Source organism: Micromonospora sp. NPDC048170 (genome assembly GCF_040652795.1).
Classification (GTDB): Bacteria; Actinomycetota; Actinomycetes; order Mycobacteriales; family Micromonosporaceae; genus Micromonospora.
In genome coordinates this window covers 207,400-219,970 of record NZ_JBEZMR010000005.1, presented here as the reverse complement: position 1 = coordinate 219,970, position 12,571 = coordinate 207,400, and the positions used below count along the sequence as shown (strand labels likewise).

At 74.2% G+C, this 12,571-nt stretch carries 13 protein-coding genes and 2 tRNA genes; 6 read left to right on the top strand and 9 right to left on the bottom strand.

Annotated features, from left to right (window positions below; all coding sequences use genetic code 11):
• The first annotated feature begins 34 nt into the window (after positions 1–34).
• The 3 genes from AB0D32_RS11530 (at position 35) to AB0D32_RS11520 (ending at position 2,485) form a co-directional block, all read left to right on the top strand.
• Entirely contained in the window at positions 35–1,033 is a 999-nt protein-coding gene (locus AB0D32_RS11530; protein WP_357087942.1) for an SDR family oxidoreductase, read from the top strand.
• A 59-nt stretch (positions 1,034–1,092) separates the two neighbouring features.
• Positions 1,093–1,818: an ATP-binding protein gene (locus AB0D32_RS11525; RefSeq protein ID WP_357087940.1), complete on the top strand. Its 726-nt coding sequence runs from the start codon at positions 1,093–1,095 to the stop codon at positions 1,816–1,818.
• Between the two features lie 94 nt (positions 1,819–1,912).
• Complete coding sequence (locus AB0D32_RS11520; protein ID WP_357087938.1) at positions 1,913–2,485, top strand: DUF5709 domain-containing protein; 573 nt, start codon at positions 1,913–1,915, stop codon at positions 2,483–2,485.
• A gap of 48 nt (positions 2,486–2,533) precedes the next feature.
• Here the strand turns inward: AB0D32_RS11520 and AB0D32_RS11515 are convergent, their stop codons facing one another.
• Both AB0D32_RS11515 and AB0D32_RS11510 read right to left on the bottom strand, forming a co-directional pair.
• Entirely contained in the window at positions 2,534–3,196 is a 663-nt protein-coding gene (locus tag AB0D32_RS11515; protein ID WP_357088095.1) for a response regulator transcription factor, read from the bottom strand.
• 73 nt (positions 3,197–3,269) lie between these two features.
• The gene (locus AB0D32_RS11510; RefSeq protein ID WP_357087935.1) at positions 3,270–4,400 is read right to left on the bottom strand and encodes a DUF5931 domain-containing protein; all 1,131 of its coding nucleotides are present in this window, start codon (positions 4,398–4,400) and stop codon (positions 3,270–3,272) included.
• A 117-nt stretch (positions 4,401–4,517) separates the two neighbouring features.
• On the opposite strand from AB0D32_RS11510, the gene AB0D32_RS11505 reads away from it, so the two are divergent.
• The gene (locus AB0D32_RS11505) at positions 4,518–4,985 is read left to right on the top strand and encodes an ATP-binding protein (protein WP_357087932.1); all 468 of its coding nucleotides are present in this window, start codon (positions 4,518–4,520) and stop codon (positions 4,983–4,985) included.
• A gap of 239 nt (positions 4,986–5,224) precedes the next feature.
• Here the strand turns inward: AB0D32_RS11505 and AB0D32_RS11500 are convergent, their stop codons facing one another.
• Positions 5,225–6,163, bottom strand: coding sequence for a ribose-phosphate pyrophosphokinase (locus AB0D32_RS11500; protein ID WP_357087930.1), 939 nt, complete (start codon positions 6,161–6,163; stop codon positions 5,225–5,227).
• Positions 6,164–6,242: 79 nt separating this feature from the next.
• Between AB0D32_RS11500 and glpK the strand changes: the two genes are divergently transcribed.
• A complete protein-coding gene (gene glpK / locus AB0D32_RS11495) occupies positions 6,243–7,727 on the top strand; it encodes a glycerol kinase GlpK (RefSeq protein ID WP_357087927.1) in 1,485 nt (494 codons plus the stop codon).
• A gap of 24 nt (positions 7,728–7,751) precedes the next feature.
• Here the strand turns inward: glpK and AB0D32_RS11490 are convergent, their stop codons facing one another.
• Entirely contained in the window at positions 7,752–8,585 is an 834-nt protein-coding gene (locus AB0D32_RS11490) for a phosphoribosylaminoimidazolesuccinocarboxamide synthase (RefSeq protein ID WP_357087924.1), read from the bottom strand.
• 167 nt (positions 8,586–8,752) lie between these two features.
• Here AB0D32_RS11490 and AB0D32_RS11485 point away from each other — a divergent pair, with 167 nt between their 5' ends.
• A complete protein-coding gene (locus tag AB0D32_RS11485; protein ID WP_357087922.1) occupies positions 8,753–10,084 on the top strand; it encodes an extracellular solute-binding protein in 1,332 nt (443 codons plus the stop codon).
• Positions 10,085–10,182: 98 nt separating this feature from the next.
• Here AB0D32_RS11485 and AB0D32_RS11480 read toward each other — a convergent pair whose 3' ends face one another.
• The 5 genes from AB0D32_RS11480 to AB0D32_RS11460 all read right to left on the bottom strand — a co-directional run bounded on the left by AB0D32_RS11480 (position 10,183) and on the right by AB0D32_RS11460 (position 12,560).
• Positions 10,183–10,431: a hypothetical protein gene (locus AB0D32_RS11480; RefSeq protein ID WP_357087920.1), complete on the bottom strand. Its 249-nt coding sequence runs from the start codon at positions 10,429–10,431 to the stop codon at positions 10,183–10,185.
• A gap of 186 nt (positions 10,432–10,617) precedes the next feature.
• Positions 10,618–10,694 (bottom strand) — tRNA-Met (locus AB0D32_RS11475).
• Positions 10,695–10,938: 244 nt separating this feature from the next.
• A tRNA-Met gene (locus tag AB0D32_RS11470) sits at positions 10,939–11,015 on the bottom strand.
• A gap of 95 nt (positions 11,016–11,110) precedes the next feature.
• Positions 11,111–12,061: a hypothetical protein gene (locus AB0D32_RS11465; RefSeq protein WP_357087916.1), complete on the bottom strand. Its 951-nt coding sequence runs from the start codon at positions 12,059–12,061 to the stop codon at positions 11,111–11,113.
• Entirely contained in the window at positions 12,051–12,560 is a 510-nt protein-coding gene (locus tag AB0D32_RS11460) for a SigE family RNA polymerase sigma factor (RefSeq protein WP_357087913.1), read from the bottom strand. Before AB0D32_RS11460 ends, AB0D32_RS11465 begins: the two co-directional genes overlap by 11 nt.
• Positions 12,561–12,571: the final 11 nt, after the last annotated feature.

Sequence of the window (12,571 nt, the reverse complement as noted above, 5' to 3'; positions counted from 1 at the left end):
GCATGACCCCTGCCAGCGGGGGTAGGGGCGAGAAATGCCTCTCACCCGCAGCCTCGCCGACGCCACCGTCGTGCTCACCGGCGCCTCCAGCGGCATCGGTACGGCCACCGCGTACGCACTCGCCCGGCGCGGTACCGCCGTCGTGCTGGCCGCCCGGAGCGAGGTGGCCCTGGAGGAGGTCGCCCAGCGATGCCGGGAGCTGGGCGGGCGGGCGCTGGTGGTGCCGACCGACGTGACCGACCCGGCAGCCGTGGACCGGCTCGCCGCCCGCGCGGTCGCCGAGTTCGGCCGGATCGACGGCTGGATCAACAACGCCGCGGTCGGCGCGGTCGGGCTCTTCGACGAGATCCCGGTCCAGGAGTTCCGGCGGGTGCTGGAGGTGAACCTGCTCGGCGCCGCGTACGGCACCCGGGCCGCCCTGCCCCAGCTGAGCGCGGCGGGTGGCGGGGTGCTGGTCAACAACGCCTCGGTGCTGGCCGAGGTGGCGATGCCCTACCAGTCGGCGTACAACACCACGAAGCACGGCATCCGCGGGCTGGCCGACACGGTCCGGCAGGAGATGCGGGTGACCGGGCGGGGCAACGTGTCGATCTGCACGGTGCTGCCGGCCACCATCGACACCCCGTTCTTCCGGCACGCCGCCAACCACACCGGCCGGGAGCTGGTGCCGCCGCCCCCGGTCTACCCGCCGGAGGTGGTGGCCGAGACGATCGTCCGGCTGCTGCGCCGGCCCCGACGCGAGGCGTACGCCGGCGGGGCCGCCCGGCTGATCAGCCTCCAGTGGCGGCTCGCACCGGCGCTCGCCGAGCGGCTCCTCGCCTGGTACGCGCACCGCACCCAGTTCGGGCCCGCCCCCCGGCCGGACAGCACCGGCAACGTCTTCCACGCCGACGCGGCGGCGCGGCGCGAGGGCGGCTGGCACGGCCGACGACGGCACCTGGTCCGGATGACCGCCGCCTTCGGGCTGGCGGCGGCGGGAACAGCCGTCGGGACGGTGGCCGCGATGACCCGGCGAGCGCGGACGGATCGCTGATGTCGGGGGCCGAGCGGTCGGGTGCGCGATCCGGGCCGGCGGTGCACAATGAAGCGATCATGCCGACCGACGTGCGCTGCCGCGTGGAGACGGACGAGGCCTCCGGGGTGGTCCGGCTGACCGGCGTGCTCGACCGGTCGGGCGTCGACGTGGTGCGCGACGGCCTGCTCGCCCGGCTCTGCGGCCGGCCCGGCCCGGTGGTGGCCGACCTCACCGGCCTGCGGGTGACCGATCCGGTGGCCGGGGGCGTGTTCGCCGAGGTGCGCCGGGAGGTGCGCGACTGGCCCGCGGCCGACCTGCTGCTCTGTGATCCGAGCGGCGCCGTCGACGGGGTGCCGGCCTGGCCGACCCTGGACGGGGCGAGGGCCGGGCTGGCCGCCGCGCCGACCGCGGCGGTCCACGCCGACCTCCCGCCCGTCGTCGAGGCCGCCCGGCAGGCCCGGCAGCTCGTGGCGGAGGCGTGCGACCGCTGGGGCCTGCCCGAGCTGGTCGAGCCGGCCTGCATCGCGGTCACCGAGATGGTGAACAACGTCGTCGCCCACGCACGCACCGCGATGACGGTCCGCCTGGCGCCCCGGGACGACACCCTGCGCCTGGCGGTACGCGACCACTCGCCCCGGCGGCCGGCGTTCGCCGGGCCGGCCCCGCTGGACACCGTCGGCGGGCGGGGCCTGCTGCTGATCGACACCGTCGCCCGTAGCTGGGGTAGCAGCCTGGTGCCGGACGGCAAGGTCGTCTGGTGCGTCCTGCACCCCGACGACGAGGCCGCCGCCCACCACGGCTGACCGCCGTCCCGATCCTGCCCCGCCGTCCCTCTTCCGCCCTGATGGCCACGGGCGGTACCGGTTATGCCGGGAGGGCAGTGGGTAGTGATCTGCCATGCGCGACGACGAGTACCCGACCCCCGTGTCCGACCCCGAGGCGGACGGCCTGCCCGACACCGCCGACGACGACTCGAGCGCCAACGACGACGTCCTGACCGGGCGCGAGGCGGACGGCCCGGAGCCGGCCCAGCTGCCCGGTGACCGGACGCCGGTCGCGGTGGACCGGTACGGGACCACCGCCGACGAGCAGCTCGACGGCGAGTCGCTGGACTACAAGCTCGACCGGGAGCAGCGCGAACGCGCGGTCGACGACCCGCTGGCCGGCCCCGTCGACCCGGGGATCGCCGCCGAGGCCGACAGCGAGGAGGCCGCGGCGCAGGCCCAGCTCGACGCGGATGTGATCGACCCCGGCCCCACCTCCGACCCCCACTCGCCGGTCTCCATCTACGACCACGGCAGGCTCGGCAGCGTCGCCGACAGCCAGGTCGGCCGGCTCGTCGAACCGGACGAGGGGGCGCACACCGACCAGGAGACCGACTCGGTGGCGTACGACGCGGGTTCGGCCGGCGGCGGCGCGAGCGCCGAGGAACTGGCCATCCACGAGACGCGGCCACCGCACTCGGTCTGAGAGGGGGCCAGGCCGTCGGGAACCCTCGGGGTGGTTCCCGGTGGCCCCTCAGTCGTCCAGGCCCCGCTCGATCGCGTACCGGGTCAGCTCCACCCGGTTGTGCAGTTGGAGCTTGCCGAGCGTGTTCTGCACGTGGTTCTGCACCGTACGGTGGGCCAGCCCGAGCCGCTCGGCGATCTGCTTGTAGGACATCCCCTTCGCCACCAGGCGCAGCACCTCGGTCTCCCGGTCGGTGAGCCGGGGCGCCGGGCCGGCACCTCGCGCACCCCGCCCGGCGGCAGGGTCGGCGCCACCCGGGTCGGCCGCGAGCCGGCGGTACTCGCCGAGGACCAGCCCGGCCAGGCCCGGCGTGAAGACGGGCTCCCCCGCCGCCGTTCGGCGTACCGCCTCCAGGAACTCCGCCGGGGCGGCCGACTTCACCAGGTAGCCGGTGGCGCCCGCCTTCACCGCGTCCAGCACGCTCTGCTGCTCGCCGCTGGCCGAGAGCATCAGCACCCGTACCTGCGGCAGCACGGCCCGCAGCCCGTGGATCACCTCCACCCCGGAGACGTCCGGCAGTTGCAGGTCGAGGACCACCACGTCGGGCCGCGCGGCGGCGGCGACCCGGACGGCCTGCCGCCCCTCGCCGCTGGTGGCGACGACGGTGTGACCGGCCTCGGCGAGGTCCCGGGCCACCCCCTCCCGCCACATCGGATGGTCGTCCACCACCATCACCCGCACACCTGTCACGGGCTCTCCTCCGTTCGCGACCGCGGGTCTCGCAAACCCGGCTCACTCCTCCCGCTCACCGGGCCCCCTCCCTCAGGACGGTCAGTTCCAGCTCGGTACCGACGCCCGGCGCGGAGGTGATCCGCACCGTGCCGCCGACGTCGGCGAGGCGACCCCGGATCGACCGGGCGATGCCGAGCCGGCCCTCGGCGGCGGCCTCCGCCAGCCGACCGTCCGGAAACCCCGGCCCCTCGTCGCGGATCGACACGGTCACCGTCTCCCCCTCGTCCTCGACCAGCACCCAGGCCCGCCCGTCCGTGTGCCGGGCCACGTTGTCCAAGGCGGCGGCGGTCGCGGCAGCCAACTCGTGGGCGATCCGTCCGGGCAGCGGCACCGCAGTGGCCGGCGCGGACAGCGAGACGGTCGCCGAGGCGTACCGGCCGAGCAGCCCGCGCAGGTCCACCGGCCCACCGTCGATGCTGACCCCGACCGGCGCGACGCCGCCGATCAGGGCGCGCAGCGCGGCCTCCTGCTCCCCGGCGAGCCGGGCCAGCTCACCGGCCTCACCGTCCAGGTGGGCGCCGCGCCGCTGCACCAACGAGAGCACCTGAAGCACCGAGTCGTGGATGTCCCGGGCCAGCCGCTCCCGCTCCCGGGCGGCGGCCTCCAGTTCCACCGCCCGGTGCAGCCGCTCCTCGGCGGTCACGGCCAGCCTGGCGACGTGCCCGACCACGACCCCGGCGAGCAGCAGCAGGATCGCCCCGGTGAGCGACGACTGGCCGATCCGCTCGCGGGTGGCGAGGTCCGCCGCGCCGAGCGCCAGGGCCGCGACGACACCCCGGCGCCGGCCGCCGGAAACCGCCCAGGCCAGCACCGGGCCGGCCAGCCACGCCACCGCCAGGGTGGGCACGCCGGCGGCGAGCGCCGCCCGTCCGATCACCCACGGGGTGGCCAGCATGATGCCGAGGACGACCCCCAGGTCCGCCAGGAGCAGCGGCCAGCCCCGGCGGGCCGGGTCTGCGTAGCCGACAGCGGTCACGCCGGTCCAGGCCACCATCAGCAGGACCAGGCCGCCGGCCGCGAGCGGATGGGCGTACCGGTCGGCGTCCCGGAGTGCCAGCACGCAGACGTACGCCAGGGAGGCGACCCGGAACACGGCGATGGCCCGCCAGAGCGGGACCTCGAAACCACCGGGCGGCGTCGACACGCCCGTCACGATGCCACAGCCGACGGAACGGCCGGCGGGCCGACCGATGCACCCGGGAAACCTGACGTACGGTGGGAAAGCCGCGAAACCTCCGCGATCCGCTGTCAGGACGGGGCCATGACGAATGCGGAACCCGGTGCACAGCGTACGGTTGTGCCCATCGAACCTTCCCTCCTCATCGCCGAAGCCTTCGACCGGGCTCAAGTGACCGAGCTTCGACACTCGGTCACTTCCTGCGCGCACGCGGCGGGTCTGGGTGGGCAGCGCCTGGACGACTTCGTACTGGCGGTCAACGAGCTGATCACCAACGCGGTCCGGCACGGCGGCGGGCGAGGCACGCTGCGGATGTGGCAACAGTCCGGGAAGCTGTTCTGCGAGGTCTCCGACGACGGGCAGGGAATCAGCACGCAGCGGCTGGACGACCGGAGCCGCCCCGCCGCGGACACCGCCGGTGGATGGGGCCTCTGGCTGGCCCGGGAACTGAGCGACAGCATGGACGTCGAGACCAGCACGAACGGCACGACGGTCCGCATCGGCACCATCGTCGCCGCCCCGCACCCCACCGTCCGCCGCCGCCACCCCTGAACCGGCGCCCCTCGGCACCTCCTTCGCCCCGCCCCGCGCGCCCCTCCCCTCCCCTCCCCTCCCCTCCCCGCCCCGCCCCGCCCCGCCCCGCCGATCATGCACTTTGGGCCCGCGATGTGGGCGTTCTGTCGTGGTTTGTCGGGGCAAAAACTGCAAGATCGACGGGGCGGAGCGGGGCGAGCGCGAGGTTAGGGGCGAGGGTGGGGTGAGGGTGGGGGCGAGGGCGAGGGTGGCCTGGGTCAGGAGAAGAGGGTGCTTACCGATTCGCCGTTGTGGATGCGGCGCATCGCTTCGGCCAGGGCCGGCGCCACGGAGAGGATCTTCAGCTTCGGTACGCGCTTGTCGCCGGGGAGCGGCACCGTGTTGGTGCAGACGATCTCCAGAACGCCCTTCTGCTCGCTCAGCCGCTGCAACGCGCCGCTGGAGAAGAGGCCGTGTGTGCAGGCCAGCCGGATCGAGCGGACCTTCAGCTCGCGCAGGTGCTCCATCAGCTCGATCACCGTGCTGCCCTTGGCGATCTCGTCGTCCAGCACGATCACGTCCCGGTCGGCCACGTCACCGATCACCGCACTGATCTTGACCCGGTCGTCGCTGAACCGCTGCTTCGCCCCGGCGGCCACCGGGGTGCCGAGCCGCCGGGCGAACGCCGCCGCCTCCTTGGCGTTGCCCAGGTCCGGCGAGACCACCACCGTGTTGCTCAGGTCGTAACGGGTGAAGTGGTCGGCCAGTTCGCGCAGCGCGTGCAGGTGGTCGACCGGCACGCTGAAGAATCCGTGCACCTGCGGCGAGTGCAGGGTCATCGCCAGCACGCGGTCCGCACCCGCCGAGGTGAGCAGGTCGGCGACGAGCCGTCCGCCGATCGAGATGCGCGGCGCGTCCTTCTTGTCCGACCGGGCGTACGCGTAGTGCGGCAGCACCACCGTGATCCGGCCGGCCGAGGCGCCCCGGGCGGCGTCGATCATGAGCAGCAGCTCGACCAGGTTCTCCTGTACGGGCGGCACCAGCGGCTGGATCAGGAAGACGTCCCGCTCCCGGCAGTTGGCCTGCAACTGCACTTCCAGACAGTCGTTGGCGAAGCGGGACACCCGCACCGGATGCAGCGGCACACCGAGGTGGGCGCAGATCTCGGCGGCGAGTTCGGGGTGGGCGGTTCCACTGAATACGGCGATGTCACGCACGTTCGCACATCGTACGGGCGGGGGCCGGGCCGGGCCCCGTCGGCCGGCGGAGGGCGGCCGGTCCGGGTACGGTGCTGCCGTGACCCCCCAGTACGTCGCCGCCATCGACCAGGGCACCACCTCCTCGCGGTGCATCGTCTTCGACCGGGCCGGAGAGATCGTCTCCGTGGCCCAGCGGGAGCACCGGCAGATCTTCCCCCGGCCGGGCTGGGTGGAGCACGACGCCGAGGAGATCTGGGACAACGTGCAGCGGGTGGTCCGGGAGGCGCTGCACACCGCGGGCACCGACGCCGCCGGCCTCGCCGCCGTGGGCATCACCAACCAGCGGGAGACCACGCTGGTCTGGGACCGGGCCACCGGCCGCCCGGTGGCCAACGCCGTCGTCTGGCAGGACACCCGCACCGGGTCGCTGCTGCGCGAGCTGGATCAGGCGTACGGCGAGGAGCGGTTCCGCTCCCGCACCGGGCTGCCGCTGGCCACCTACTTCGCCGGGCCGAAGCTGCGTTGGCTGTTGGAGCACGTCGACGGGTTGCGCGGGCGCGCCGAGGCCGGCGAGGTGCTCTTCGGCACGATGGACAGCTGGCTGATCTGGAAACTCACCGGCCGGCACGTCACCGACGTGACCAACGCCAGCCGCACCCTGCTGATGGACCTGAGGACCCTCGACTGGGATCCGGAGCTGCTCGACGCGATGGGCGTGCCGGCGGCGATGCTGCCGGAGATCCGCAGCTCCGCCGAGGTCTACGGGGAGGCCACCGGGGTGCTGGCCGGGGTGCCGGTGGCCAGCGCGCTGGGCGACCAGCAGGCCGCCCTGTTCGGGCAGACCTGCTTCCAGCCGGGCGAGGCCAAGTGCACCTACGGCACCGGCAGCTTCCTGCTGCTCAACACCGGCGCCAGCCCGGTGCCCTCCACCCACGGCCTGCTCACCACGGTCGCCTACCGCATCCACGACCAGCCGGCCGCGTACGCGCTGGAGGGGGCGATCGCGGTCACCGGTTCGCTGGTGCAGTGGTTACGGGACAACCTCGGGTTGATCTCGACCGCGGCCGAGGTGGAGGAGCTGGCCCGTACCGTCGACGACAACGGCGGCTGCTATGTCGTGCCGGCCTTCTCCGGGCTGTTCGCCCCGCACTGGCGCAGCGACGCGCGCGGGGTGATCGCCGGCCTGACGGGCTACATCACGAAGGGGCACCTGGCCCGGGCGGCGCTGGAGGCGTCGGCCTGGCAGACCCGCGAGGTGGTCGACGCGATGAACGCCGACTCCGACGTGGCGCTGCGCCGGCTGCGGGTCGACGGCGGGATGACGGCCAACGGGCTGCTGATGCAGTTCCTCGCCGACGTGCTCGACGTGCCGGTGGTCCGGTCCCGGATCACCGAGACCACCTGCCTCGGCGCCGCGTACGCGGCCGGCCTGGCGGTCGGCTTCTGGCCGGACCTGGCGACACTGCGCGGTCAGTGGCGCTCCGACGCGCAGTGGGAGTCGACGATGGAGCCGGCGCACCGGGAACGGGAGCTGCGCAACTGGCGCAAGGCCGTCCAGCGGACCCTCGACTGGGTGGAGTGAGCGCCAGCCCGCCCGCCTGAGGGCTCAGTCCCAGCGGTTGCCGGTGAGCTTCTCGTAGACGTCCACGTAGCGGGCCCGGGTCGCCTCGACCACCTCGGCCGGCACCTCGGGCGCCGGGGCCTGCTTGTCCCAGCCGCTCTCCACGGCCCAGTCCCGGACGTACTGCTTGTCGTAGGAGAACTGCGCCCGGCCCGGCTGGTACGACTCCGCCGGCCAGAACCGGGACGAGTCGGAGGTGAGCAGCTCGTCGCCGACGGTCAGGGTGCCGTCCGGCGTCCAGCCCAGCTCGATCTTGGTGTCGGCGACCAGGATGCCCCGGTCGGCGGCCAGCTCGGCGCCCCGGCGGTAGACGTCGAGCGTGATCCGGCGCAGCCGCTCGGCGGTATCGGCGCCGACCTTGTCCACCACCTCGGCGAAGGTGATCGGCTCGTCGTGCTCACCCACCGGCGCCTTGGTCGACGGGGTGAAGATCGGCTCGGGCAGGATGGACGCCTCGACCAGGCCGCGCGGCAGCTCGACGCCGGAGACGGCCCCGGTGCGCCGGTACTCCTTGAGGCCGCCGCCGGTCAGGTAGCCCCGGGCTACGCACTCGACGGGAACCATCTCCAGGCGCCGGCAGCGGATCGCCCGACCGGCGAACTCCGCCGGCACGTCGGTGGCGGAGATGACGTGGTTCGGCACCAGGTCGGCGAGTTGCTCGAACCACCACAGCGAGAGCGCGGTGAGCAGCTTGCCCTTGTCGGGAATCGGCGTGGGCAGCACCACGTCGTAGATCGAGATGCGGTCGGAGGCGACCAGGATCAGGTCCGCGCCGTCGGCGTAGACGTCCCTGACCTTGCCCGAGTGCAGGAGTTCCACGCGCCCTAGTACACCATGTGGGCCGCGTACGGCCGCCGCCGGTGGCTGCGGGCATCGATGCGTACGCCTGGGACGCGACGGTGTGGCCGGACGTACGTTGACACCCTCCCGCGGTGCCTGCGTGAATGGTCCGGCCGCCCGCCCCCACCGGTCCGCCAGGAGTTTCCGTGCCCGCTGTCCGTTCCCCGCTGCCCCGCGCCGGAGCAGATCCGGGCCGGCGTCGGGTGCTCGCCGCGTTGCTGGGTGCGCCGGCCCTCGCCATCGGCGGGCTCACCGGGTGCAGTGAGGACCGGGCGGCCCAGGTGGAGAGCGGGCCGGTCGAGCTGTCGGTGTTCTGGTACGGCGGTGCGAAGCGGGCCGAGCTCACTGAACGGGTGCTGCGGCTCTACACCGACCGCAACCCCCGGGTCGGTTTCCGGGTCACCTGGCAGGGCCCCGACGGCTACTACGACCGGCTGGCGACCCAGGCCGCGGGCGGCAACGTGCCCGACCTGATCCAGCTCGACGACAGCATGCTCACCGAGTACGCCCGCCGCGAGATCGTCCTGGACCTCAGCGGGTACGCCGCCGATCACCGCCTGGACCTGCGTACCCTGCCCTCGGGCCTGGTCCGGTACGGGCAGGTCGACGGGCGCACGGTCGGCGTCGCCGCGGCACAGACCGCCGCCGCCGTGGTCTACGACCGCACGCTGCTGCGCCGGCTGCGGCTGCCCGAGCCGAGCACCGGAATGTCCTGGGCCGAGTACGTCGCCTGGGCGCGGCAGGTCACCCGGGTCGGCGAGGGGCGGGTGGCCGGCACGATGGACCCGTCCGGCGACTACCGGGCGTTCTGGCTCTGGCTGCGTGGCCAGGGCGACGAGCTCTACCGGGGGCAACAGCTCGGCTTCGACGCGGACGCACTGATCGAGTGGTTCGAGCTGTGGCGCCGCGCCCGGTCCGGCCGGGCCACGCCGAGCGCCGCCCTGGTCGAGCAGGCCGACGGCGGCGAGCCGACCCGGCAGCTCGTGGTCACCGGTGCCACGGCCGCCTCGTTCGCCTGGTCGCACCAGCTTCCGGAGCTCCAGCGGCTCACCGCCGCCGAACTCGGCCTGGCCGCCCTGCCGGGCCCCCCGGAGGCGCAGTGGCACCGGGCGTCGATGTACTGGGCGGCCTTCCGCGGCACCCGGCACCCCGCCCTGGTCGCGGACGTGATCAACTTTCTGACCGGCAACGGTGAGGCGGGAACCGTGCTCGGTCACGAACGCGGTCTCAGCCCCAGCCTCGCCGTGCGCAGCTACGTCGAGGGCAGCATCACCGACCCGGCCCAGCGGCGCGCGGCGGCCCTCGGCACCGCGCTGGCCGACCGGCTGGGCCCGGCACCCGGCCCACCGCCGGAGGGCCACTCCCGGGTGCGGGCGCTGCTGCTGGAGGCCGCCGAGAGCATCCGGGGCGGCGCGGCCGGCACCCGGGCGGCCACGGCCCGCTTCATGACTCAGGCGAACGCCGCGCTGGCCAGGTAGGGCCAGCCGCCGCGAGGCAGCGCGCGTGGGTTCCGGGGGCGGCACGGCGCGGTGGTGCCAGGGCGTACCGCTTCGGGTTGGCGCGGCGGTGCCGCCACTCAGCGCGGCGGGCCGCCCCGACGGTTACGCATCATGCGCAGCAACAGGAAGACGATGCCGGCGACCACGACCAGGCAGCAGAGCAGGCCGATGAAGCCGAAGCCGCCACCGCGCCGCCGCCGTGCGGCCTCCACCACGAGCTCACCCGTGCCGGTGGACGCCCATGCCGCGACGGGCACGAACACCGACAGCACGACCGCACCGAGGACAGCGGTCAAACGGCCCCACCACTTACCAAAGGAAGACATGCCTACATCCTCGCCGACATCCGCAACCTCGGCACGTCGGTCGGCCGGGGAACGCGCCGCCGAGTCCGGCAGTCTTCCCGCCGGCCGGCCCGGTCCCGACGCGGACGCCGACGGGCACGCACGTCGACGCCGGAGGCCGGAAATGCGGAACGGCCCCGAGGAGATATCCTCGGGGCCGTTCCGACGTGGTAGCGGGGACAGGATTTGAACCTGCGACCTCTGGGTTATGAGCCCAGCGAGCTACCGAGCTGCTCCACCCCGCGTCGGCTCGTTAACTCTAGCGCACCCGACGTCACGATGATCAGCGGACCCCCGAACCCGCCGCGACCCCCGCCCTGACCAGCACAAACGACACCCTGTTACGCCGAGCGGCCTGCCGCGCACCCCGGACAGGGACGGCACCTCAGCGAGCGGAGTGCCCTGGAACCCGGGAACGGACGACACCGGGCCGGGCGTCTCGGAAATGCAGAACGGCCCCGAGGATATATCCTCGGGGCCGTTCCGACGTGGTAGCGGGGACAGGATTTGAACCTGCGACCTCTGGGTTATGAGCCCAGCGAGCTACCGAGCTGCTCCACCCCGCGTCGGTCTCCATACGGTATCCCACCTACCCCCGTCACCGCAAAACGACCCGGCGGCCGGCCGCCCGGGCCCGCATCCGACCCGGGCGGCGTACGCCTCAGCGCAGCCAGTCCTCGATCGCGTCCACCGCCCGCCGGCTGTCGGCGTCGACCTGGGACCGCGGCGACGAGGTGCCCTCCCAGCCCTGTTCCCAGAGCACGGTCACCACGTCGTCGACCCGGATCGCCCGGACCAGCCGGACCTCGTCGCCGCCAGTGGGGTTGCCGTCGACGTCCCGGGCCGGGGTCCGCATCTCGAACAGCACCGACCCGTCGCCGAAGCCGCCGTCGGCCAGCAGCCGCAGTCGGGAGGTCGACGCGTTGCCACCGCCCACGCCGGGCTGGGTGGGGCAGTCCCGCACCGCCGCCCGTAGCTCGCGGAGGAACTCGTCGGCCCGCCCCGGGCGGTAGAGGGTGACGGTGTGCGCGTAGCTGCCGTCCGGGACGTACCCCTTCGGGGTCTGGGGCAGCTTGTAGGCCAGGTTGCGGGTGCGGCGCTGGACGATCCCGGCGTCACTGCGGTAGCGGGCGTCGCAGAGCGCCGGCAGCGCCTCGGTGTCCCGGAAGGCCGGCTCCATGCCCGTCCGGTTCCCGGCCGCCTGGACGAAGAACGCCCGGTCCGGGACGGAGCGGGGTGCCCTCGGCGGCGCGGCGGCGGTGCTGCCCGGCGTCGCGGCGGGCGTGCCCGTCGCCGAGGGCACCCCGCTGGGCGGGGTCGTGGCGGCCGGTGGCGCGGACGCGGTCGGCGACGCCGGCGCGGCGGGCGGCGGAACGGTGGCGGGCGGCGGAACGGTGGCGGGCGGCGGAACGGGACCGCGCCTCTCGGCGAGCACCAGCCCGGTGCCGGTCGCCAAACCCCCGACCAGCAGCGCCGTCCCGAGCACGGCGCCGGTGACCCGGAGCCGGGCCCGCCGGTCGGCGCGCCGCCGCAGCTCCTCAGGGGCGGCCGGGGTACGGCCGTCTGCGTCCTCGGCGAGCGACCGGTAGAGATCGGACAGTTCACGCGACATCGTTCGCCTCCAACTCCTCCGCGAGCAGGCCGGGCAGCAGCGTCGCCAGCCGCGCCCGCCCCCGCGACAACCAGGACTTCACGGTGCCGGCGGGCACCTGCGTCTCCCGGGCGATGTCCCGCACCGACATGTCGAAGAGGTAGTGCAGGGCGAGCGCCTGCCGCTGGGCGGCCGGCAGCCGGCGCAGCGCGCCCGCCAGCAGCACGGCGTCCTCGTTCGGCGGCGGCACCGGCTCGGGCGGCCCGGTGCGGCTCAGCGCCGCACGCCAGCCCTGCAACCGGCGCCACCGGTCGGTGGCCAGCCGGGCGACCACCAGCCGCAGCCAGGCCTCCGGCGCCGGGTGGGCGGCCAGGGTGCCCCACTGCCGCCAGGCCCGGGCGTACGCCTCCTGCACCAGGTCCTGCGCCTCGGTGTGGTCACCGGCCACGCCGTAGCCGTAGCGGAGCATCCGCCGGGAGGTGCTCCGGTAGAACTCGTCGAAGCTCGTCGCGTCTCTCATGTCCCCGACCA

Bases quoted from the DNA above. Each gene is read 5' to 3' on its own strand.
- AB0D32_RS11515 (WP_357088095.1), bottom strand. From the start codon at position 3,196: ATGGTGGTGGACGACCATCCGATGTGGCGGGAGGGGGTGGCCCGGGAC.
- AB0D32_RS11480 (WP_357087920.1), bottom strand. From the start codon at position 10,431: ATGTCTTCCTTTGGTAAGTGGTGGGGCCGTTTGACCGCTGTCCTCGGT.
- AB0D32_RS11520 (WP_357087938.1), top strand. From the start codon at position 1,913: ATGCGCGACGACGAGTACCCGACCCCCGTGTCCGACCCCGAGGCGGAC.
- AB0D32_RS11460 (WP_357087913.1), bottom strand. From the start codon at position 12,560: ATGAGAGACGCGACGAGCTTCGACGAGTTCTACCGGAGCACCTCCCGG.
- AB0D32_RS11525 (WP_357087940.1), top strand. From the start codon at position 1,093: ATGCCGACCGACGTGCGCTGCCGCGTGGAGACGGACGAGGCCTCCGGG.
- AB0D32_RS11465 (WP_357087916.1), bottom strand. From the start codon at position 12,061: ATGTCGCGTGAACTGTCCGATCTCTACCGGTCGCTCGCCGAGGACGCA.
- AB0D32_RS11505 (WP_357087932.1), top strand. From the start codon at position 4,518: ATGACGAATGCGGAACCCGGTGCACAGCGTACGGTTGTGCCCATCGAA.
- AB0D32_RS11530 (WP_357087942.1), top strand. From the start codon at position 35: ATGCCTCTCACCCGCAGCCTCGCCGACGCCACCGTCGTGCTCACCGGC.